General features: G+C 61.8%; 11 protein-coding genes and 1 pseudogene. 8 read left to right on the forward strand and 4 right to left on the reverse strand.

Features of this window, described 5'->3' with window-relative positions:
* Positions 1-21 precede the first annotated feature (21 nt).
* Positions 22-11,337 (reverse strand): VCBS domain-containing protein, encoded by an 11,316-nt coding sequence (locus AK821_RS12550; RefSeq protein ID WP_064389930.1) that lies wholly within the window; start codon positions 11,335-11,337, stop codon positions 22-24.
* A 275-nt stretch (positions 11,338-11,612) separates the two neighbouring features.
* Here AK821_RS12550 and AK821_RS12555 point away from each other — a divergent pair, with 275 nt between their 5' ends.
* Both AK821_RS12555 and AK821_RS12560 read left to right on the forward strand, forming a co-directional pair.
* Entirely contained in the window at positions 11,613-12,410 is a 798-nt protein-coding gene (locus tag AK821_RS12555) for a DUF2092 domain-containing protein (protein WP_064389931.1), read from the forward strand.
* A gap of 1 nt (position 12,411) precedes the next feature.
* Positions 12,412-12,990: a hypothetical protein gene (locus AK821_RS12560; protein WP_064389932.1), complete on the forward strand. Its 579-nt coding sequence runs from the start codon at positions 12,412-12,414 to the stop codon at positions 12,988-12,990.
* Here AK821_RS12560 and AK821_RS12565 read toward each other — a convergent pair whose 3' ends face one another.
* Both AK821_RS12565 and proP read right to left on the reverse strand, forming a co-directional pair.
* Positions 12,991-13,584, reverse strand: coding sequence for a hypothetical protein (locus tag AK821_RS12565; protein WP_064389933.1), 594 nt, complete (start codon positions 13,582-13,584; stop codon positions 12,991-12,993). It lies immediately after the preceding gene.
* 115 nt (positions 13,585-13,699) lie between these two features.
* Positions 13,700-15,202 carry a glycine betaine/L-proline transporter ProP gene (gene proP / locus AK821_RS12570; RefSeq protein WP_064389934.1) on the reverse strand — a complete coding sequence of 501 codons (1,503 nt, stop codon included), beginning with the start codon at positions 15,200-15,202 and terminating at the stop codon, positions 13,700-13,702.
* A gap of 168 nt (positions 15,203-15,370) precedes the next feature.
* Between proP and AK821_RS29475 the strand changes: the two are divergent.
* A pseudogene (locus AK821_RS29475) lies at positions 15,371-15,739 on the forward strand (DUF2252 family protein); the annotation flags it as partial.
* Positions 15,740-15,744: 5 nt separating this feature from the next.
* On the opposite strand, the gene AK821_RS12580 reads toward AK821_RS29475, so the two are convergent.
* Positions 15,745-16,779 (reverse strand): GlxA family transcriptional regulator, encoded by a 1,035-nt coding sequence (locus AK821_RS12580; protein ID WP_236708308.1) that lies wholly within the window; start codon positions 16,777-16,779, stop codon positions 15,745-15,747.
* 101 nt (positions 16,780-16,880) lie between these two features.
* On the opposite strand from AK821_RS12580, the gene AK821_RS12585 reads away from it, so the two are divergent.
* The 5 genes from AK821_RS12585 to AK821_RS12605 all read left to right on the forward strand — a co-directional run bounded on the left by AK821_RS12585 (position 16,881) and on the right by AK821_RS12605 (position 23,403).
* A complete protein-coding gene (locus AK821_RS12585; RefSeq protein WP_064389937.1) occupies positions 16,881-17,864 on the forward strand; it encodes an ABC transporter substrate-binding protein in 984 nt (327 codons plus the stop codon).
* Between the two features lie 61 nt (positions 17,865-17,925).
* Positions 17,926-19,044 carry an aryl-sulfate sulfotransferase gene (locus AK821_RS12590; protein ID WP_064389938.1) on the forward strand — a complete coding sequence of 373 codons (1,119 nt, stop codon included), beginning with the start codon at positions 17,926-17,928 and terminating at the stop codon, positions 19,042-19,044.
* 104 nt (positions 19,045-19,148) lie between these two features.
* Entirely contained in the window at positions 19,149-21,446 is a 2,298-nt protein-coding gene (locus AK821_RS12595; RefSeq protein ID WP_064389939.1) for a TonB-dependent receptor, read from the forward strand.
* Between the two features lie 84 nt (positions 21,447-21,530).
* Positions 21,531-22,820 carry an NAD(P)/FAD-dependent oxidoreductase gene (locus AK821_RS12600; RefSeq protein WP_064389940.1) on the forward strand — a complete coding sequence of 430 codons (1,290 nt, stop codon included), beginning with the start codon at positions 21,531-21,533 and terminating at the stop codon, positions 22,818-22,820.
* A gap of 25 nt (positions 22,821-22,845) precedes the next feature.
* On the forward strand, positions 22,846-23,403 hold the full coding sequence (locus AK821_RS12605) for a helix-turn-helix domain-containing protein (protein WP_064389941.1): 558 nt from the start codon (positions 22,846-22,848) through the stop codon (positions 23,401-23,403).
* The last annotated feature ends 19 nt before the right edge of the window (positions 23,404-23,422 follow it).

Here is a 23,422-nt window from a genome sequence, read left to right on the forward strand (position 1 = left end):
AATTTTTTCAGTTCGACTGCATTACCGTGGTGCTCGCCGCTGCGCTGCATCGCGCAATTGCGCGCTGAAGCCCTTGGCTCGTGGTTTTTCCTGTTGTTTTTCAGTGTGTGCCGGGCTGTGCGTCAGATCCGCCGGGTTCAAGGTGAACAACGACGGATCGCTCAACAGTCCATCGGCACTCAACCCGGTACGGCCCTGACGCCCCTGAATCCATAGCAGATCCAGTTCGCTTTCCAGGCGACTGGTGCGCACCGCTTGCTGGACGAACTGCCCCGGCACCAGCCCCAGACCATTGCCCACCGACTCACTGGTGAACTCACCGACCGCTGCCAGACGCAGGTTGCTGCCATCGACGCCCCAGGCCGACAGCTCGGAGATCTCCGCCGCACGCTCGACCACAGGCGTGACGAAGACCGCCGGTTGCGGATCGGGGATGAGGAAGTTGCGGTTTAGCGTGCTCGGGTCGCGCTCGAAGTTGTTGCCGCCCGGCGCCGGAATGAATGGCGTGGCGATGTCGAGAGTGATCGCCAGTTCGGCCTGATCGCTGGCGCCGTTGCGATCGTTGATGGTGTAGGTGAACACGTCGCGCAGGATCTGCCCGAGGCCGGCGGCAGCCAGCACCGCTGGGTTGTTCTGATCGATGGTGTAGGTATAGCTGCCGTCGGCGTTCAACACCAGCGTGCCGTAGAGGCCGGTGATCGGCTGACCGATCACCCCGGCAGTCCCTGAGTCAGCCTCGGCGCCGGTGCGAATCCCGACCACCACCAGACTGTCGTTGTTGTCGACGTCGCCATCGTTGGGCAATACGTTGCCGGTGGTTTGCGGCGCCGGCGCCTGATCGCTGGCGAAACCGCTGTCGTTCTGCGCCACCGGCGCGTCGTTGGCGCCTTGTATCACCACGGTCAGGCGCGCATCCGAAGTCGCGCCGGCGGTGTCGACCATGCGATAGGTGAAGGTTTCGCTAAGTGTTTCACCGGCAGTGCGCAAGGCCTGCACCACGGGATTGTTGTTGTCGATGACGTAGGTGTAGCTGCCATCGGCGTTCAGGGTCAGTTGCCCATAGAGCCCGATCAACACTTGCCCGACGCCGGTGGACTGACCGGCCTGATTGCTCACGCTCTGCACGTGTTTGCTTTCGCCATTGGCCACACTGTCGACATCGGTGTCGTTGTCCAGCACATTGCCCGTGGCGTTGCTGCCCGGCGTGCCATTATTGACGCCGCCGGCCTCGACCGCCGTGGCGCTGTCATCCACGGCAACCGGGGTGTCGTTGCGCCCGTCGACGGTGATGCGCAGTTCGGCGGTGCTGGTATCGCCCCAGCGGTCGACGATGGTGTAGCTGAACACTTCATTCAGGGTCTGGCCGCTCTGCCGCAAGGCTTGCACGGCAGCGAGATTGTTATCGACGGTGTAGGTGTAGCTACCGTCGGCGTTGATCAGCAGGTCGCCATAAAGTCCGCGCAACGAGGTGCCGACGCTGCCCACCGTACCGATGTCGCTGACCGTGCCGGTGTGAATGCCGATCACCGACAGCGGGTCGCTTTCGGCATCGGTGTCGTTGTCCAGGACATTGCCGCCGGGATTGATCCCCGGTTGACTGTTGTTACTGCCCCCGGCCTCGACCGCTGTCGCCGTGTCGGTGTTGGCCTCTGGTGCAATGTTGCGGCCACGAATGATGATGTGGATTTGCGCCAGATCGGTCTGCCCGCCACGGTCGCTGACCTGGTAGGTGAAGCGTTCGTTGAGAAATTGCAGCGGCCCCAACGCCAGAACGGTCGGATTGCTTGAGTCGAGGTTGTAGGTGTAGCTGCCGTCGGCGCCAATGATCAATTGCCCGTAGAGGCCGTTGATCAGCGTGCCGTTGCTGTTGTTGGTGCCCGCCGTGACCCCGGACAGACTGCCGCCAACGTCTTCGGTGCCGAAACGGATGCCGGTGACGGTCTTGCTGTCACCCTGATCAACGTCGGTGTCGTTGGGCAGCACATTGCCGCTCGGATTGACGCCATTACCGTTGCCATTATCGGCCACGGCGAGCGCCGTATCGTTGGCCGCCACCGGCGCATCCCAGGCGCCGTCGATGCGGATGCTCAATTGCGCGTTGTCGGTGGCGCCGGCGATATCGCGCATACGATAGGTGAAGGTTTCCACCAGCGAATCGCCGATTTTCAATGCCTGCACAGCCGCCAGCGTGTTGTTGATCACGTAGCTGTAAGTGCCGTCGGCATTGATCGTCAGGGTGCCGTACAAACCATTGAAGGTCTGCGCGACACCGACGTTGGTGAAGGTGCCGCCCGCCGCTTCGCTGCCAGTGCGAATCCCGGTGACGACTTTCACGTCGTTGGCATCGACATCGGTGTCATTGGTCAGCACGTTGCCGCTCGGATTGACCCCCGGCGTGCCGTTGAACGTGCCACCGGCCTCAACTGCTACGGCACTGTCATCACTGGCGACCGGGTTGTCGTTGGCCCCGCGAATGGTGATGGTCAGGGTTGCGCTGCTGGTGGCGCCGGCGAGGTCGCGGATCTGGTAGGTGAAGGTTTCCGTCAGCGTGTCGGCATTGCTGCGCAAGGCCTGGACCTGCGGGTTGAGGTTGTCGACCAGATAGCTGTAGCTGCCATCGGCGTTCAGGGTGAGGACGCCGTAAGTGCCATTGAAACCGGCGCCGATCAGCCCGACCGAGGAACCTTGATTGACGCCGATCACACTGAGCACTTCGCCGTTGCCATCGACGTCGGTGTCGTTGCTCAGCACATTGCCGCTGGGATTGGTGCCCGGGGAGGCATTGTTCGCACCGCCGGCTTCGATTGCGGTGTTGCTGTCGTTCTGCGCGACTGGCGTGTCGTTGCGCCCTTGAATGCTGATGTTCAACGTGGCGCGGTCGGTGGCTCCGGCCGCATCAATGACTTCGTAACTGAAGGAATCGAGCAGGCTGTTGCCGGCGCGCAAGGTCTGCACCGCCGCCATGCTGTTGTCGAGGCGATAGCTGTAGCTGCCGTCGGCATTCAGGGTCAGCCAGCCATACGTGCCGCGCAATTCCGTGCCAAGGGCGCCGGCCGTGCCGGTTGCGGCTTCGCTGCCAGTGCGCACCGAGGACACCACGCGGGTTTCGCCGTAGTCGTAGTTGGGCAGGTCGCTGGGGACTTCGCCGCCATCGACATCGCTGTCGTTGTCCAGCACGTTGCCGGTAGGGTCCTGGCCCGGCTGGCTGTTGTTCAAACCACCGGCCTCGATGGCGACAGCGGAATCATCACTGGCCAGCGGATTGTCGTTCTGCCCGCGAATCAGCACGATGATTTCCGCTGTGTCGATTTGCGGGGTCGCACCGACGCCATCGCTGACGGTGTAGGTGAAGCGTTCCGAGAGCAGATCGACGTTGCGCCGCAGGGCTTGAACGTCAGGGTTGCTGTTGTCGACCTCATAGACGTAGCTGCCGTCGGGGAAAATCGTCAGCCTGCCGTACAGCCCGGCAATCACCGTGCCGCCGAGATTGACCGCGATCGGCGTGCCTGGATCAGCAGTCGCGCCGGACTTGATCAGCGTCACCGTCAGTGGGTCACCGTCGGGATCGGTGTCGTTGGCGGTGACGTCGCCCGAAGGGTTGACGCCCGGCGTCAGGTTGTTGAACCCGCCGGCTTCGGTGGCGACGGCGATGACGTTTTGCGCAACCGGTGGATCGTTGACGCCATGCACGGTAATCACCAGTTGCGCGGTGTCGGTCAGGCCGGTGGTGTCGGTGACGCGGTAGGTGAAGAACTCGGTCAGGGTCTGGCCGGGAGCCAACGCTTGAACCAGTGCATTGCTGCTATCGACGTCATAAAAGAACGAGCCATCGGCACCAATGCGCAAGGTGCCGTAGAGCCCGTTGACGACGGTGCCGTTGGCCGACGTGGTACCCGTGGCAACACCGCTCAATACATCCACGGCCGGGTTATAACTGGCCTCGCTTTTGTTGATCACTCCGTTGACCAGCAACTGGCTGCTTGGCTGGTCGTTGGCATCAACGTCCTGATCGACGCCATTGCCGCCCGGTTGAGTGATCGGCCCGGGACGGCTGGGGAACTGGATGACGTTGCCGCTTGGATTGCTTTCCGACGCGGAGCCATTGGTTGATGCCGCTTGCGCCGAAGCCGCGTCATCGCTGGCCACCGGATTGTCGTTGGCGCCCTGAATGACGATGCGCAGTTGCGCGACATCATCGAGCCCGCCGGTGTCGGTCAGCCGATAGCTGAAGAATTCCATCAGTTGCTGACCGGCGCTCAGGCGCTGGACCGTGGCGTTGCTGTTGTTGACCACGTAGCTGTAGGTGCCGTCGGGATTGATGGTCAAGGTGCCGTAGAGCCCGGAAATCGCCGTCGCGCCGCTGACTGCCGTGAAATTGCCGGCGCCCGCTTCGGCCACCGGACGAATGCCGGTCACGGTGCGGGTTTCGCCATTGGCGGCGCTGTCGACGTCCTGGTCATTGCTCAGCACATTGCCCCTGGCATCGCTGCCCGGTGTGCCGTTGTTGACGCCGCCAGCCTCGATGGCCACACCGTCGTCATCGATACCTTGCGGCGTGTCGTTGGCACCCTGAATGGTTACGCTCAACGTCGCCGTCGAAGTCGCTCCTTCAATGTCAGCGAGCACGTAATTGAAGTCGTCCTGCAGGGTCTGACCCGCCAGACGCAGCGCCTGCACGGCAGCGTTGTTGTTATCGACCACGTATTGATAGGAACCGTTACTGCCAATCACCAACTGGCCATACAAACCGTTGATCACCGTGACGCCCAACACCGGCGTCTGGATGCCGGCGCCAGGGCCGACCGACACCACGTGCAGTTGATCGGCATTGGTGGCGATATCGACGTCAGTGTCGTTGCTCAGCACGTTGCCGCGCGGGTCAACCCCGGCGGAAGCGTTGTTGAGGCCGCCGGCTTCCACTGCTGTAGCGCTGTCGTTGACCCCGAGCGGGTTGTCGTTGACGGCGGCGAGGATGATTTGCAGGGTGTCGGTGTCGGTCAGCGCATCGGCTGCGGTGCCGGGAATCCCGTCGCCATCGGCATCGCCATAGTTGCCACGGTCATTGCTGAGCACGGTCAGGGTGTCGGTGCCGTTGAAGTTGGCGTTGCCCAGATATTGCAGGCTGGCCAGCGCGGTATTGATATCGGCGAGGTTGCCGGTCAGGGTCAGGCTCGCGGTGTTGGCCCCGCTGACTGTCACGCCCGACACGGTTGCGCCAAGGAACAGCGTGCCGTGGGTGACCGTGAGAATCACACTGATGGAGCGGTCGTTGACGTTCGGATCGCGGTCGGCATCGACATCGGCAACGCTGATGCCGCCGATGTTCAACACGACGTCTTCCTGGCCGTTTTGCGTGCCCGGCACGGTGTTGACTGGCGCGTCGTTCTGTTCGACGTAACCGGCGTTGGCGCTTTGCGTGTCGGCATCGCCCAAGGTGATGGTGATCTGGCCAAGAGTGCCGGCATCGCTGTCGACCCGCACGCGCAAATCCCCGATCGGTTGCGGATAACTGACCAGCCCGGCGGGCACGTCGATGCGGAACACACCGAGGGGCAACACGCCGAAACGGTACTGGCCGTTGGCGTCTGTAAGCGTCGTGAATTGCAGGTTGTCAGCCGTGGTGTCGAGGCGTCCGTCGGCACCGGCCCAGGTCAGGGTCACGGTTTGTCCAGCCAGACCGGCGCCATCCGGCGTGGCGCTGGCGGTCGGGCTGGGGGTGTCGTTCCACAATGTGCCGCTGATCACGCCGAGCCCGGCGTTGTCGCGCAAGATGTACTGATTCGGCCCGACGGCGCTGCCATCGCGCTCGCCGGTGGTGGTGCCATCGACGCCGACCGTGTTGCCGCCCCAACTGGTGAAATCTTCAGGCAGGCTGCTCCAGGTCAGCGTCGCGTTGCTGCTGGCGACGATGGTCGAGTTGGGCAGATCCACCGAGTAGCGCACCTGAATCTGCGCGCCAACGTCCAATTGATCGAAATTGACGCTCAAACCGCCGCTGGTGCTGAAGCTGATGCCCGCCGGCAGATTGCCCGGACCGTACGTCACGCCATTGATGCTGACGCTGAGCAAGGTGTAGTTGCTGCCGCCGGCAAAGTTATCGCTGACTTGCGCATCGAACGCCGGCAGTCCGCCGTTCTGGGTGAAACTCAATTGCACGGTGGCGTTGCCTACAGTGCCGCTCGGGTTGGGGTTGAAGTTGATGATCTGCTTGTCGAGGCCGCTGAAGCTTGGCTCGACCACGCGTTCGAACACCGTGTCGCTGACCGCACGCCCGGCACCGTTGACGATTTCCTGCGCGGTCACCGCCAGTTGCGCGCCGGCAGTGTTGGCGGCGATATTGGTCACGCGCACGTTGAACTCGATCGAGATGCCTTCCAGATCATCGTCATCGCCATTGCCGTTGACCACGTTACCGAGGTTGAACGTCACCACCTGGCTGCCATCGGGGTTGGTGATGACGGTCAGGCGGCTCGGATCGAAGATGCCTTGCGGCGCCAGTCCGGACAGATCCGCAGTGATCGGCAGGGCTTCAGGGCTGTTTTCGTTGCCGTTGATATTCAGCGTGCCGCCAACGATCAGGTTGGCATCACTGCTCAGCCCGCCGTTGGAGATGAAAGCAATGCGCAGGGCATTGACCAGCGCATCCGGCGAGATGAACTGCAAGCCGTTGGCCAGGGTGATCTGTATCTGATAGTTGGGGTTGTTGCCCTCGGGCACCAGCACCACCACGCGGTAGCGGATCACTTCGCCGACGGTGACTTGCTCGACGGTGGCGGTGGTCGGGTTGGGCGTCGCGGTGTCCGGCAGGCCACCGACGCGAGAGATTTCGATGGCCTGAGCCACCGGAATCAGCAAGGTCGACAGGTTGCGGTAATCGTTGAGGGTGCCGCCATTGAGCACGCCGTCGACGCCGCTGCGTTCGCCGGCATTGCCGCCGTCAAGACTGGTCCATTGCACGCTGGCGACGTTGGCAATGTTCGACAAGGCGGCGGCACTGGCGTTGACCACGCCACTGAGTTGCAAGACGATGCTGCCGCCCTTGGCGATGTCGATATTGGCGCCGCTGGCGGTGCGCAACTGGCCGCCGACGATTTCAAAGGCTACGCCGCCGTTGTTGGTCGCGCCGTTCTGATAGAGCACGCCGACCAGCGTGACGTTGCTCAACTGGGATGGCAGGGTGTCGAGGAAACTGATGTCGAACGCACTGAAATCGCTGGCGCCGTTGCCGTTACTGATGGTGATGTTGAAGGTCACCGTGTCGCCCTGATCGTAACCGCCGAGGCCGGAGGTTGAAGTGATCACCTGATTGACCTGCAAGGTCGGCTCGCGCACGGTCACCGTGGGCTGGCCACCCGTGAGGGCAACGGTGCGATCCACGGCCACCGCGCCATTCGGATTGTCGCCATCCGGATCACTGAACACCAGTTGCGCATTGTTCTGCAGCGAGACATTGGCCTGGTTGGCGATAACGTTATTAGCCACCAGTTGCAGGCGAATCACGAAGGTGTTGTTGCCGCTCAGGTTATCCGCCGAGACGCTGGAGACACTGAACGTCCAGCGCCCGTCGACGCCATCGCCGCCCAACGTGCCGCCAATCCCGGCGAAACTGCTGACCAGCACGCTGCCGGCAAAGTCGGCGCCCAGCGCGCCACTGCCGGCACGGGTGGTGATGATCTGGTAGCCGAGGCCGTTATTGAAACTGGTGTCCAGGCGCATGCCCGGTGGAATCAGGTCTTCGATGCGCAGGTTCTGCGTGGTGCCTTCGGGCAGGGTGATGACAATGTCGTAGCGCATGCTTTCGCCAATCACCAGATCGCTGCCGGTGGTATGGGCCGCGCTTGAGTCGCCATTGTCGAGGGTGCCGTCGGCGAACACTTTGCCGATCACTGGCGCAGCCACTTGTTGAGTGGCCAGATCGGTAAGGTCGGTCGGGGTGAAATCGGTGCCGCCATTGACGCTGGCGTAATTGCTCAAAGTGGCGGTGGTCTGCAGGTTGCGGCTGGCCTCGATGGTGGCGCTGACCACCACGTCATAACTGATCACCACCACATTGGCACCGCTGCTATCGGCCGCCGTGCCGCTGCGCCCGGCCAGCAGACTGGCCACGCCACCCGCATCAAGGAAGTTGATCTGGTTGCCGCTGACGCTGTAGTCGGTGCCCAACACCAGCAGCGTGCCGTCGCCGCGATAAATCTGCAGATTGGCCGCCGCCAGACTGCCGCCGACAAAACTCAACCCGGAGGGCAGGGTGATACTGGTGCTGACGTCAAACGCGCCGCCGCCACCGCTGTTTTCAATCGCGGTGACCAGACGCAAACGGTCGGCGCCGTCGATGTTGTTGATGTTGCCGTCGACCGCCGACAGGTCGGTGACACTGCCATTGAACGGCACGCCGGTGCTGCCCGGCGGATTCCAGCTGCCGGTGGTGCCGGTGACCGTACCGTTGGAGCCCGAGACCACGCCATGTTTGATGTTGAGCACCGGCTCGGCAACGGAAACAATCGCCACCACATCGGAGGAAATCAGCGTGCGGTCGGTGAGGGTGGTCTGCTGGCTCGATTGTGCGAGTACGTCTAGCGAACGCTGGTCGGCAAACGGCTGATCGCCCACTTTGACAGTGAAGCGAATGACGATGCGGCTGCCGGTGGTGGTATTGGTCGCAAAGCTGCCGAAGTCGAAGACCACCGAGTTGCCATTGGCACTGGTCACGCTGACCACGCCGCCGGCATTGGTGTTGCCCGCGCCCAGTTGCCATTGACCGACATCACTGCCCGAACCCCAGGTAATCCCGTTGACATCGAACAGCGGCAACGGCAGGTATGCGGTGAGTTTGAATTGCTCGTAATCGCCGGTGACCAGGTCGTAACTCAGCTCGAAGGTCACTTCATCGCCGGGACGCAACTCGCCGTTGCCCGGTGGTGCGCCGTTGTTGACCTCGACCAGATTGATGTCGACGTTGCTGGTGGGAATCACGCTGGTGGTGGTCGAACCATCGGTTTCACTTTCGCCGGTCAGGTTGAACTGATCCTGCAGCAGCGTGCCGTCTACCGTGGCGGTGTTGCCGAGTTCATCGCCTTCGTTGATGTCCGGGTGCGGGTTGCCTGAAGGCGGTTTGTAGGTCTGGCCGACGATGGCCGAATAGCTTAATACCGCGACCACCGCGCCTTGCAACGTGTCGTCGAAGGCCAGATCGCCGTTGAGCCAGCCACGAATATTGGAAAATGCATTGCGCAACGATTGCGCGATGTCGAACACCATCGAGGTGCTGCCGTCAGCATTGTTGACCACGCTGGTGACCAGGGTGATGGTCTGCACCACGCCGTTGATGGTCACCGTTAGGGTCGGCGTGCCGCTGAGGGTCTGACCGTCGCTGAGTTGATCGCGGACGACCAGTTGACCCTCGTTGAAGAAGTCCTTGCCGAAGGCGAAGTAGTCGGAAATCGCCAGGTTGAGGGTGTATTGCAGGGTGTCGCCGGGGCTGATGCCGGTGTGGCCGACGTCGTTCTGCATCGTCGCGGTTTTCAGCAGCGTGATCGACTTGGCGATGAACTGCGTGCCTTGGCCGGTGCCGCTGAAATCGATAGTGGTGTTCGGCGCGGTCAGGTCGCGCGGGTCGAGCGGCACCCATTGCCCCGAAGCTGTCGGCGGGCCGAGGGTTATGGTGACGGCATCGCCGGTGACCGGGTTGATCACCGGTTGGCCGTTGGCATCGACTTCCGGCACATAGAAGGCGACCACGGTGTCGGTCTTGCCGGTCAGGTTGTCGTACGCGACGGTGAACGAGTTGATGTAAACGTCATTGGCCGCAATCAACACGGCGATTTCCGCCGGATTGGTCACCACGGTGCCGTCGTGCAGGGTGATTGAGGTCAGCCGTCCGCCGGGGCCGGGGGTAATCGAATTGACCTGGATATTGTCCGGTAGCGGTTGGGTGATGACGACATTGGTCAGCGTCTGCCCCGGTGCCGGCGTGGCAGACAGGGTCAGCGTACGCACATAGTTGGGGCCGGTGGCGGTTTCGCCTTCCGGGGTATTGATCGTTTCGCTGACGGTAATCACCGTCGGGTGCACGACGAAGGCGGCGGTGCCGGCCTGAATCAGGCTCGGATCGTTGGTCGGGTTGTCCAGTGCATCATTGCCGAACTCGAAACCACCGCTGGCGCGGATGGTCAGGTCGGGCGTGCCGTTGGAAAACGCGGTGTCGGCCAGATTGCTCAGGCTTGCGGTGACCTGCACGCCGATCACCGGTTGCTGATTGGTCACGCTGGCGAACGGCAGTTCAATCACCACCAGTTTGTCACCGGCGCGCATGCCGTAAGTTGCGGCGTTGATGATCAGGAAATTGCCATTGGCGTCCTTGGCCAGCGGATGCGTGGCGTTGCCATTGGCGTCGAACGTCAGCACGTGGCTGATCAGGTTTTGCCCCAGGTACGTGGCCGAGATGAAATTGACGCCGTCGTCGCCGTCCTTGCCGGTGGCGGGCATTGCCAGGTTGATGAACGGTGCGTAACCGACCTGGGTCGAGGTATTGCTGAAATTCACGGTGAAGGTGAAACGATCACCCAGCAAAACATCGCTGCCGCCCGTGGACACCGTCGCGGTGGGTGCCGCATCGGCGAGCAAACCGTCGAAATGCGCCATGGCGAGGCTGCTGATGGCGATGCTTTTATCGATATCGCCGACTTTGGTTTCCAGCGTCCAGTCGCCGCCGGCCTTGCTGCTGCCGGTGTCGTTGCTGGAGGCGCCGACATCGGCACCGGTCCAGCGGGCCAGTTCGCTGACCAACGTCTGCCCGGCGGCACCCGCGCCGACGTCGCAGCCGTATAGCTGAATGTCCGCGCCTTGGCTCAGGTTGCCGCGCCATTGTTCGAGGGTTTTGCTCAGTGAATCGATGTTGTCCGACGTGACCGTGCGGCTGCCGAGGGTGAATTGCCCGGCGGCGCCATGGGACATGATCTGGATCGAATCGACCTTGCCCAATTGCGCCAGGGCGGCGGAGATGGCCGCCAAACCGTCTTCACCGGCGTTCACCACAATCGCCGTGACATTGCCCGGTAATTGCGCAAGCAACTGATCGCGGTTTTCGATGCGGCTGTCGATCACCAACAGGCTGCGTGCCGCCGATGGCGCCTGCTCGGTGGCGGCGCGACCTTCAGTCGGCGTGGCGTGGGGAACTTGCGCATCCACCGCCGCGGGCGGGGCAGCGGGGTCGGTGTGATGTTGCTCCACGGTCGCCGAAGCGGCGGCGCCGTCGAACAGAATTCTTGGTTCCAAAGCCAATGCCTGACGCTGCGGACGCAGATGTGCCCCGCCGAACCCACTCCGTGAACCTTGCATGACCGGCCCTCATACTGCCTGCTGAATCCTTCCATTGAGCGCCGACGCCAAGCGACGGACAAATTCAGCGTAGGTCGTTTCCTACGGTTTTCCAGCGCAACGGGCCGCTATTTCAGGGGCTTAGACCGGAAGCGGAGCGCAATGGGATAACAGCCTTAGGCCATCAATGCGCAGGGGATTTGTGCGCATTGGCGCAGCCCGATACTGGCGTCTAGGCTGGACAGTCAGTCGCCCATTCGGGCGTCACGCCCAACGCAGGGACAGGAGCGGAACCGATGAAAGCCCCAGTCACTATGGTCTGCCTGATGTTCACGCTGGCTCTCGCGCCGGGGGTCCGTGCCGATGATCCGCCCGCGACACCGGCCACACCCGTAACCGATGCGGCGGACGACACGCCGCTGGTCAACCCGCAGGTGGTCGACAAGCTCATCGACATGGGCGATTACCTGCGCAGCCTGGCGAAATTCCAGGTCGACGCCCAAGTCTCGCGGGACACCGTTCTGGAGTCGGGGCAGAAGATCAAGACCGAGTCGGTCAACACTCTGAAAGTGGTCGGCCATGATCGTCTGTATGCGAAAAGCGAAGGCGATGTGCGCACCCGCGAGTTCTTCTACAACGGCAAAAAACTCACCCAGTATTCGCCCTATCTGAAGTACTACACGACGGTGGACGCACCGGCGACCGTCGCGCAAACCCTGCACATGGTCGAGAACTACTATGGCGTGCAAGTGCCGATGGAGGATCTGTTTCTGTTCGGCAGCGACCAGGCGCAGATCGATGCCTTGAAAGCCGCGCTTTACGTCGGGCCGTCGATCATCAAGGGCCAGTTGTGCGACCACTTGGCGTTCCGCCAGGAGGGCATCGACTGGCAGTTGTGGCTGACCCGCTCGGACAAACCGTTGCCGTGCAAACTGGTGATCACCACCACTGACGACAAGACCTATCCCGAGTACAGCGCGGTCTACCAGTGGAACCTCAAACCGACGATTCCGGACAGCCAGTTCACCTTCAAACCGGGCAAGGGCGATGTGGCGATTGCGATGAAAAAAACCAGCGATCAGGGAGGGCAGTGACATGCACAAGTCAATGACGTGGAGTCTGTTGATCTCGCTGGCCACCGCAATGTTGTTGACCGCAGGTTTGGTCGCTGAGGCGGACGCCCGGGGGCAACGTGCCCAGGGCCATGCCCGCGCCAACGTCAACCGTGCGCCGGCGCCTCATGCGCAACGGGCACAGCGCATCAATGCGCCGCAGCGCGCCAACCATGTGAACGCCGGTAATCGGGTCAATTCGGGCAATCGGGTGAATGCCGGCAACAACGTCGGCAACCGCACCTACGTCAATAACAGCAATCGCAACGTCAACCGTAACGTCAATATCGACAACCATCGCGACGTCGACATTGATGTCGATGGGCATGGTCGTTATGGCTACGACGATCACTATCATCCGATCGCAACGGCCGCCGCCGTGACCGCGACGGTAGCGGTGACAGCGGCAGTGGTGGGCTCGATCTTCACCCCGGCGCAAATGCCCAGCAGTTGCGTGCAGGTGATTCGCTACAACGTCGCCTACATGCAGTGCGGTTCGACCTGGTACCAGCCGCAGTACCAGGGCAGCGATGTGACGTATGTGGTGGTCAACGCGCCGTGATCAGGCTTTCGGTACCCAGGGTTGCATCAGCGCGAGCATGCCGCGACCGCCTCGGCGCAACCCGGTGGCCAGGGCCAGCCACGACAGTTCGGTGACAATCACCTCACTGGCGGGCACCAGTCGGACTTCACCGGAGGTGCCGCCGGCAGGTCCGCCGTCGGGCATGAAGATCGTCAACCAGTCATCGACGCTTTCGACGATCAGGCACGGACGCCAGCCTTCGCCTTCAGCAATGATGCCGACCTTGGAGCCGTCCTCGTTTTCCAGCCCGGCGAATCGTGCGGTGGTGTCCTTGAACAACTGGTAGCCCGGCAAGTTGCTGAGCAACTTGTTTTCCGTGGCTTCCATGGCCCGCGCCGCCACTGAAGTGCGCGCCAGCAACCCGGCAAGAAAACACAGCACGATCAGGCCGATCAATGTCGCCAGACTGATCAGCGTGACGCCGGCCACGTCGTAATCCTTGAACATCGGCAGCAGCTTTTCCACCGGCCCGCGCAGCAGGTGAATGGCTTTTTCCAGCAGCACGACGATCAATACCAACGGCAGGATGAACAACAGACCACCGATGACGGTGGTCTTGATGAACTTGAACATGACGGCTCCTTGAATGACGGGCGATCCGCGTTCAAGGCTAGCTGATGCAGGCGAGGGGGAGGGCAAAGATGAAAAATGGCGAGGGAGTTTGCTCCCTCGCCACGTTGACAGCGCCTTAGTTGATCCGTGGATGCTGTTGCACCAGATCCTTGCGCTTGGCTTCCAGTGCGGCGATTTCTGCGTCGATGTCTTCGATTTTCTGCTCGATGTTGTCATGGTGTTCTTGCAGCAATTCCTTGGCTTCCTCCAGGTCGGAAGCCGCCGGCGCTGCGCCCCGCAGCGGTTTGTTGGCGGTTTCTTTCATGGTTACACCGGTGACAAGGCCGACCACGGCAATCACCATCAGGTAATAGGCCGGCATGTAAAGGTCGTTGGTGCTTTCGACCAGCCAGGCCACGGCGGTCGGGGTCAGACCGGCGATCAGCACCGAGACGTTGAAGGCACTGGCAAGTGCGCTGTAACGAATGTGCGTCGGGAACATCGCCGGCAGGGTCGAGGCCATCACGCCGATAAAGAAGTTGAGCAGCACGGCGAGGATCAGCAGGCCGGAAAAGATCAGGCCGATACTGCCGCTGTTGATCAACATGAACGCCGGAATGGCAAACAGGAACAGGCCGATGCTGCCGACCACAATGAAGGGCTTACGGCCAATCTTGTCACTGATAAAACCAATCAACGGCTGCACAAACAACATGCCGACCATGATCGCGATGATGATCAACACGCCACGGTTTTCGCTGTAATGCAGGTTGTGCGACAGGTAACTCGGCATGTACGTCAGCAGCATGTAGTAGGTGACGTTGGTCACGGCGACCACGCCGATACAGGTCATCAGGCTGCGCCAGTGCTTGGTCGCGACTTCCTTGAACGAGACTTTCGGGCCGCCGGCGAGGCCTTCGCGGTCACCTTGTTCGAGTTTCTCGACGTGCTGTTGGAACGCCGGGGTTTCTTCGAGGGCGTGACGCAGATAGAGGCCGATCATGCCCAGCGGCAGGGCGAGGAAGAACGGCAGACGCCAGCCCCACGATTCGAATTGCTCCTCGCCCAGCGTGGTCGAGATCAACACCACCACGCCGGCACCGAGGACGAAACCGGCAATCGAGCCAAAATCCAGCCAGCTGCCGAGGAAGCCGCGTTTGCGGTCCGGCGCATATTCGGCGACGAAGATCGATGCACCGGTGTATTCACCTCCGACCGAGAAGCCTTGAGCCATCTTTGCCAGCAACAGCAGGATCGGTGCCCAGATGCCAATCGAGGCATAGGACGGAATCAGGCCGATGGCGAAGGTGCTCAACGACATGATCACGATGGTCGCAGCGAGGACTTTCTGTCGTCCGTACTTGTCGCCCAAGGCACCAAAGAACAGACCGCCCAGCGGCCGGATCAGGAACGGCACCGAGAATGTCGCCAGTGCGGCGATCATCTGCGTGCCGGGGTCGGCGCCAGGGAAGAACACTTTGCCGAGCACATAGGCGACAAAGCCGTAGACACCAAAGTCGAACCATTCCATGGCGTTGCCCAGCGCGGCGGCGGTGATCGCTTTGCGCATCTTGGCGTCGTCGACGATGGTGATGTCTTTCAAACCGATTGGCTTGACGGTTTTCTTGCGTGATTTCATCCGGGTTTTCTCTTTGCTGATCCATCTTGCCGCGTAGATGCCATCTATTTGATGGCGCGTGCTCTTTGGCTCAGATACATGAGGACACGAAATAATTCAGTGCTTGGCGCTTTTTTTCCCTGAGGAGAGTGTAGGAGCTGTCGCAAGGATTGCCCTGAGCGCGGAACTCTCGGCGTAGGCAAGGGCGATGATGAGGAATATTGCCTGCTCGACATCAAGGAAGCCGTCGGCGCCGCTGCACCTCGAGCCGCCCGATTTGTCCGCGAACTGTTGCCGCAGGACATGAAGCTGGAACTCGATCAGTTGAGTCAGCGCGATGCGATGCTCGCGGCCGGGTATCTGGCGCGGGTCGTCGGCGTCGCGCATGCCCGGCAAATGGATCTGGCTACTCGATCCGAGTGGATGGCGGATCTGCAAACCTGCCGAACCAAACGTCTGGATGCGCCGTCCTGGCTGTGGACCAGTGTCGTGCAACTGGTTGGCAATCACGAAAAAGGCTATCTGGAATACTGCCGGCGTTACGCGCTACAGCATTAACCGCGTTATTGGGCGAGACCCGCCAGCGCAATCCCCAACGGCTGACCCGCACCCGACGCGGCGGCCTTCATTTCATTGCGATAACCGTGCGGGCTGGTGCCCAAGTGCTTCTGGAAGGCGCGACGCATGCGCTCCTCGCGGCCAAAACCCGCTGTTTCGGCAATGCGCTTGATCGGTTCGCTGGTGGTTTTGAGTAATCGTGTAGCGGTCTCCAGCCGCAGGTTCTCCACCGCTTGCGCCGGGGTTTCGCCAGTGGCGGCGACATAGGCGCGGGCGAAGTGACGGGGGCTCATGCCGAACTGCTCTGCCAGCCGTTCGACGCGCAAATCACCGTTCAGATTCGCCGCAATCCACCCGTGCAGCCGGGCCAGACGCACATCCGGATCGGTGCGCAGGGCTTTCGATTGAGCATTCAGCGAAGCGCTGAGCTGCGGTTGTTCGGCATCACGCCACATAAACACCGTGAAATACCGCGCCAGTGCGAGTGCCGTGTGGGCACCGAGATCCTGTTCGACCAGGCCGAGGGCCAAGTCGATGCCTGCCGTGGCGCCTCCGCATGTCCAGAGGTTGCCATCGTGCAGATAAAGCGCGTCGGTGTGGCAGTGCACAGCGGGGTAACGCGCTTGCAGTTCGGCGGCGAATTTCCAGTGCGTCACTACTTGCCGACCATCGAGCAGGCCGGCTGCGGCCAAGGCAAAGGCACCCGTACCGATTGAACAGAGCCGACGGATATCAACGGAGCGGCGCCGCAGCCACGCGCAGGCCTCTTCGTCGGCTTCGAGGGCGGCCATGCCCGGTCCACCGGCGACGATCAGGGTGTCGATCAGCGGGACGATGTCATCGATCTGCTCCAGCGAACAGGTGGTCACGCTGATCCCGGAAATCGACATGACCTGACCGCCTCGCGGCGAGGCAATCAGCAAGCGGTACGGTGGGCTTGCGCTGTACGGCTCACCCAACACTCGCGCAATGGCGGCGAACACTTCCAGCGGCCCGGCGGCATTGAGCAGCAGCAGATCATCAAAGGCCAAAACCACCACGGTGCGTGTGTCCGCTGTGGCAGCAAAGGAGGGGTGTTTGGCATGGAGCGACACGGCGGGCCTCGACATACTGAAATCACTGCACAAATGAGCCTCCGACAATGCCGGTAAAACTTCCTGCTGCCAAGCGTCTGCTGGCGCTCCCCCTAAAAGCGCTGCTGTGCAGCGTTGCCTTGTTGTTCAGCCAAGCGCCGTTCGCCGTTGCCGAACCGTTGAAGGTCGGCGACCAAAGCGGCCTGACTCAAGCCTTGCTCCACGCCGCCGGCGAAGATCAAAACCTTGGCTATGCGCTGTCCTGGCACCCGTTTCTGGCAGGCACCACCATGCTTGAGGCGCTGAGCGCCGGTGCTATCGATGCCGGTGTGGTGGGCAACGCGCCGCCGGTGTTCGCTCAGGCGGGTGGCTTTGATGTGCGCATCATTGGCGTCGCAAGCGGTGCGCAAAACAACAATGCACTGCTGGTACCGGAAGGTTCGGCAGCCAAGCAGGTTTCCGACTTGAAAGGCCAGCGCATCGCCGTGGCCAAGGGCAGCAGCGGGCATTATTTGTTGCTAGCGGCGCTGCAACAAGCGGGGCTCACCCCACGGGAAGTGAACATCGCCTATGTCAGCCCGGTGGATGCGCAAAATGCCTTTGCCAGTGGCAAGCTCGATGGCTGGGCGGTCTGGTATCCGTTCGTTGGTCAGGCCACCTCACGTGGGGCGCGGGTTTTACTGGATGGCAGCGCATGGCCGGAAACCGGGCTGAATTTTACCGTCGCCAGCCTCAAGGCACTGGACGATCCGCAACGGGCAGCATCGTTAGGCGATCTGCTCGCCAGACTGGCCCGAGCCCAAGCGTGGGCCACCGCGAACCCGCAGGCCTGGGCCGAGGTGTTCGCGCAAACCACTCGACTCCCGGTTGCCCTGGTGCAAGAGATGCTCGCCAAACAGGCGCTGCGTTACGTGCCGATCGAACCTTCGGTCATCGCCTCCCAGCAGCATCTGGCCGACCTGTTTGCCAGCGAACACCTGATTCCGCGACCGTTGAAAGTCGAGCAGATCTTCGACGACCGCTTCAACCCGTTACTGCCGCAAAACCCATAACCCATTCAGTTCACCTTGCCGCGTTGCTCGCGGCGCGGATTCATACGCCTGGAGAAAAGTGATGCCTGCTCTCGAAACCACCACCCTCAAACGCCGCAAGACCGGGCTGATCGCAGTCGATCCTGCGCGCAGCGCTGGCGGCTACACGCTGTTCGCCCCGCAAACCGCAGACGGCAACGTGTTCCTTATCGACCTCGATGGCGAAGTCGTCCACCGCTGGAAACTGCCGCAGCGCCCCGGCCGCGACGCGGTGATCCTGCGCAACGGCAACCTCGGCTACAACGGCAACCATCCGCATTCACCCGACCTGTTTCCGGGCTGGTCGGTGTGGCACGGCGGCGCGTTCAGCGAAGTGACGCCGGACGGCGAAGTGGTTTGGGAACACACGGATCTGCTGCATCACCACGATGCGCAATGGCTGGACAACGGCCATCTGCTCTACACCACGGCCGAGCCGTTGAGTGCTGAACTGGCCCGTCGGGTGGTCGGTGGGATTCCCGGCAGTGAGGCGCCGGGCGGGGTGATCTATGCCGATGTGGTCAAGGAAGTCGATCGTCAGGGCAATGTGGTTTGGGAATGGCGCAGCTGGGAGCATCTGCAACCGGAAGACTATCCGCTGCACGAGGCCTTCGAACGTCACCACTGGCCGATGACCAACGCAGTGACGCCGGGCCGCGACGGCAAGGTGATTCTCAGCCTGCGCAGCGTCTCTTCGGTGATTGCCATCCAACGTGGCAGCGGCGAAGTGCTGTGGCGTTTGGGTCACGATCTGGTGGCACAGCAGCATTGCCCGAGTGAACTGGAAAACGGCAACGTGCTGGTGTTCGACAACGGCATCTTCCGCCCGCACGTGAGCATGCCGCACTCGCGCATTCTCGAAATCAACCCGGCGACGCAACAGATCGAATGGCAATACGCCGATACGCCCGGCTACGCGTTTTTCACGCCGTTCATGGGCGGCGCGCAGCGTTTGCACAACGGCAATACGCTGGTGACCGAGGCCAACTTTGGCCGCTTGTTCGAAGTCAGCCCGGCGGGAGAAGTTGTCTGGGAATACGTCAATCCGCACTTCGCCAGCTACCCCGATGCCGCCTCCCGCCGTTATCTGCCGGGGGAAAACAACGCGATCTTCCGTGCCCATCGTTATCAGCGCGCCGACCTGCCTTGGCTGCGTGACTGAGCACGCCCGAACCTCCACCGCAACGATCACGCTCACGCAGGCCACGCGCAGCGAAGTATCGACTCCTCTCGAAGAGCGGCTTCAGGCCGCTCCAGGAATCACCGATGAAACTTCTTTATTCGCGCACCGTTAGCGCTGGCGCCCGGGGTTTGTGCTCGTTAATGCCTTTCCCCCCGGCACCCGCCAGTGATCTGCCCAACAACAATGATGTGCTGCAAACCGTCACCGTCGAATCCCGGCGCCGCAGCGAAGACGCGCAGCAAGTGCCCACGGCGATGAGCGTGCTTGGCGCGCAAACCCTCGAGGAACAACGCCTGTATCGCCTGCAGGATTTGCAGCAGGCGATGCCCGGCGTCAACGTCGCGTGCATGCACGCCCGGCAATCGCGCCTGTCGATTCGCGGCTGGGGTAACAATCCGGCGAGCGATGGCCTGGAAGGCAGCGCCGGGATTTATCTGGACAACGTTTACCTCGGGCGCCCCGGCATGGCGGTGTTCGACCTGCTCGACGTCGAGCAGATCGAACTGCTGCGCGGCCCGCAAGGCACGTTGTTTGGCAAGAACACCACGGCAGGCGTGCTGAACATCACCACGCGCCGGCCGTCATCGACGCCGCAAGGCAGCTTCGCCAGTTCGGTGGGCGAGGACGGTTATTCGCAGAATCAGGCAAGTTTTTCCGGCCCGCTCAACGACACGCTCAGCGGTCGCATCGCCGCCTACAAAACCCACGAAAACGGCTACGTGAAAAACGAATTCGACGGCCACACCCTCGGTGGCGGCGTGCGTCAGGGCGTGCGCGGCCAACTGCTGTTTCAACCCAATGACGATTTCAATCTGCGCTGGCTCGCCGATTATCATGAAGAGGATTCCAGCGCTGGCACGCGCTCGTTGTTCAGCACCGGGCCGACCATCAACGGCTTCAACCGTTATGAGCAACGCGCCGCCGCGGTCGGGGCGACGCTGGTAGACGGGCGTCGGGTCAATCTGGACGCCGATCAGAACGTCACGGTGTTCCAGGGCGGCACGTCACTGGAGGCGAACTGGAATCTGCGCAACGATTACACACTGACCTCGATCAGCGCTTATCGCTGGTGGGATTTCACCCCGCGCAACGACGATGAGTTGAACGTTGATGTGATGCACAACGTCGGGCAATCAGCGCGGGACAAACAATACTCCCAAGAGATCAGGCTGGCCTCGCCGGTTGGCGAACACTTCGATTACGTGCTCGGCGCTTATTACTTCCGCCAGGAAATGAGCAACAAGGTCTTCACCGATTACGGCCCGCTCGCGGACACCTGGAACGGCACCCCGCAAGGCGCGCTGAACAACGTCACCAGCGTCGGCCACGGCGATGTCGACACCGACAGTTTCGCCACGTTTGCCCAAGGCACTTGGCACCTGACCCCGGTTTTGGATTTCAGCCTCGGTGTGCGCGGCACTTATGAACGCAAACTGGCGCAGGTCACGCGCAACGCTCCGGTCGGAGGAGCCGGGGTCAGCGGCGCAGCAGCGGCTGCCAGGGCAGGGCGGAGCGGTACTTACGATTCCGGGGATCTGAGCCTTTATAGCTTCAGCCCTTCGGCGCTGGCGAGTCTCGCCTGGCATGTCAGCGATGAGGTGCTGGCGTATGCCTCGTTGTCCCACGGCGAGAAATCCGGCGGGGTCAATCTCAGTGTGGCGAGCGCGCCAGTCGCCGGGGCTGATTCGCTGTTGATCGGCAGCGAGCGGGCCAATGACGCCGAACTCGGCATAAAAACCACGCTGCTCGATCAGCGTCTGTTGCTCAATGCCAACCTGTTCTGGACCGTGGTGCACGGCTATCAGACCAACGCTTATGACGACGTCAATCTCACCAGTTACCTGACCAACGCCGGCACCGTGCGCAGCCGCGGTCTGGAACTGGACAGCAGTTGGCGGCCAATCTCGGGGCTGACGATCAACGTCAATGGCTCGTTCAACGACGTGCGCTATCTGTCTTACGACGAGGCGCCGTGCCCGGCGGAAGTCGCCTTGCGCCCAGGCGCGCCGGCCGCTTGCGATTTGAGTGGGCACGCGGTGGTCGGTGCGTCGAAATGGATCTTCAACAGCAATGCCAGTTATCAATGGAACCTGCAAAATGGCCTGCAGCCCTACGTCAATGGCAGTTACGCGTGGCGTTCCCATGCGGTCGGCACCGTCGATGATTCCCGCGAGGCGCAGTTGCCGGGTTATGGTCTGGTCAACCTGTCCGGCGGGGTGCGCGGCGATTGGGGCAAAGGCCAGTGGGACGTGTCGCTGTGGTTGAAAAACGCCTTCGACAAGACCTATTACACCACGCTGTGGAATTCACCCAACGGCGCTTACACCGGGGTGTTGGGCACCCCGCGCACAGTGGGCATGACGGCGCGATATGACTTTTGACCGGAGCAACTGCGGGTTGCCTGCGTGAAATTATTTCTGTAGATTTTCATGAAATTATAAAAAGATAATTTCATGAGGTCGCGAATGTTTCAGCAGTCCAGCCAGCACGTCGACAGTTATTACGCTCACAGTTGCGCCGATATTCTGCGCGATCGGCCGGTTCTGGAGGGCGAGCAGAACGCCGATATGGTGATTATCGGCGCCGGTTTCAGCGGGCTGCACACGGCGCTGCGACTGGCGCTGGCCGGTAAGCGCGTGATCGTGCTCGAGGCCAGCCGTGTGGCGTGGGCGGCCTCGGGGCGTAACGGTGGACAGGCGATTCTCGGCTGGTCGTGCGACATGCCGCCGCTGGAAGCTGCGCTCGGCCATGAACGCGCCAAGCGTTTGTGGGACGGCATGCGCTGGGCGTCTGAAGAACTGCGCGAGTTGCCGGGTCGGCATGGCTTCGATTGCGACTATCGGCCAGGGCACTTGTGGACGTCAGTGATGCCGCGTCGGGTCAGTCTGCTGACCGAATGGCAACGCGAGGCCAGCCACAAATGGGGCCACGATGACTTGCAGTTCATCCCCCGCGAACAATTGTCCGAATGGGTCGCCAGCGATCGCTATCAGGCCGGGTTGTACGACCCGCACGGTGCGCACCTCAATCCGCTGAAACTTGCATTGGGCCTCGCTGCCGCCATCGAACAGGCCGGCGGGCGCATCTACGAACAAAGCAAAGCCTTGAGTTATTCGCGGGAGGGTGCTGGCTTCCGGGTCGTCACTGAACGCGGTTCCGTCCGTGCCGATGTGCTGGTGCTGGCCTGCAACGCTTACCTCGATGAACTCGACCCGCAACTGTCTGGCTGCATCTTGCCAGTCGGTACTTACCAAGTCGCCACGGCGCCACTGACGCCGGAGCAGGCCACCGCGCTGCTGCCGAGCAACGTCTGTGTCACCGACAACCAATTCGTTCTCGATTACTTCCGCCGCACACCGGACAACCGCTTGTTGTTCGGCGGCGGCTGCACCTATCTGGGCGGCATGCCCAAGGATATCGCCGCGGCAACCCGGCCGTTTCTTCAGCGCGTATTCCCGCAGATCAAAGGCGTCGAGGTGGAATTCGCCTGGGGCGGGCACATCGATCTGACTCTTAAACGCACGCCAGATGTCGGTTGCGAGGGTAACCGTTACTGGCTGCAAGGTTATTCCGGTCATGGCGTGTTGCCGACGCTGGCCGCTGCGCGTGCAGTGTCCGACGCGATTCTCGGCAACGCAGATGAATTGGCCTTGTATCAGGGCCTGAGCAATGGTCGTTTCCCCGGCGGCAAACATTTCGCAGCACCGCTGGAGGCGATCGGCAAAGCCTGGTATCGCCTGCGTGACAGCATTTGAAGAGGCCATTTCTGGATACCCGACGATGAACAAGCAAGAAGAAATCGCCGCGCTGGCGATCCTCATCCACGACCTGCGCAAGCACAAGAAGTGGACCCTGAAAGAACTGGCCGACAAGATCGGTCGTTCGGTGGGCTTCCTCTCGCAGGTCGAGCGCGGCTTGTCGCGGCCCACCGTCGCCGATCTGACCGCGATCAGCGAAACCTTCGGCGTGCCAACCACCTATTTCTATAGTTTGCCCAAACCTAAAGAGCTGCCGTGGATCACCCGCCCGGACGAGCGCCGCACGCTGTATTACGCCAACGGCATCACCGACATTCTGGTGTCGCCGCAGATCCGCGCCTCGTTCTCCATGCTCGAAAGTCATCTGGAAGCCGGTGCGAGCAGCGGCGAGCGTCATCTGACCGACAGCTCGGAGCAGGGCGGTTACGTCCTCGAAGGCGAACTGACGCTGTGGCTGGGCGACGACGAAGACCCGGTCACCCTGAAGGCCGGCGACAGTTTCCAGTTCGACAGCCATACCCGCTGCCGCTACGGCAACCTCACCGAGCAGCTCACCCGAGTGCTCTGGGTCTACACCTGAGAATAATAAAAGGATGAAC

The organism is Pseudomonas sp. RIT-PI-r, from assembly GCF_001297015.1.
Taxonomy (GTDB): Bacteria; Pseudomonadota; Gammaproteobacteria; order Pseudomonadales; family Pseudomonadaceae; genus Aquipseudomonas.

What these genes read in the sequence shown, in the direction of transcription:
- AK821_RS12550 (WP_064389930.1), bottom strand. Translation starts at nt 11,337, where the DNA reads ATGCAAGGTTCACGGAGTGGGTTCGGCGGGGCACATCTGCGTCCGCAG.
- AK821_RS12555 (WP_064389931.1), top strand. Translation starts at nt 11,613, where the DNA reads ATGAAAGCCCCAGTCACTATGGTCTGCCTGATGTTCACGCTGGCTCTC.
- AK821_RS12560 (WP_064389932.1), top strand. Translation starts at nt 12,412, where the DNA reads ATGCACAAGTCAATGACGTGGAGTCTGTTGATCTCGCTGGCCACCGCA.
- AK821_RS12565 (WP_064389933.1), bottom strand. Translation starts at nt 13,584, where the DNA reads ATGTTCAAGTTCATCAAGACCACCGTCATCGGTGGTCTGTTGTTCATC.
- proP (WP_064389934.1), bottom strand. Translation starts at nt 15,202, where the DNA reads ATGAAATCACGCAAGAAAACCGTCAAGCCAATCGGTTTGAAAGACATC.
- AK821_RS12585 (WP_064389937.1), top strand. Translation starts at nt 16,881, where the DNA reads ATGCCGGTAAAACTTCCTGCTGCCAAGCGTCTGCTGGCGCTCCCCCTA.
- AK821_RS12590 (WP_064389938.1), top strand. Translation starts at nt 17,926, where the DNA reads ATGCCTGCTCTCGAAACCACCACCCTCAAACGCCGCAAGACCGGGCTG.
- AK821_RS12595 (WP_064389939.1), top strand. Translation starts at nt 19,149, where the DNA reads ATGAAACTTCTTTATTCGCGCACCGTTAGCGCTGGCGCCCGGGGTTTG.
- AK821_RS12600 (WP_064389940.1), top strand. Translation starts at nt 21,531, where the DNA reads ATGTTTCAGCAGTCCAGCCAGCACGTCGACAGTTATTACGCTCACAGT.
- AK821_RS12605 (WP_064389941.1), top strand. Translation starts at nt 22,846, where the DNA reads ATGAACAAGCAAGAAGAAATCGCCGCGCTGGCGATCCTCATCCACGAC.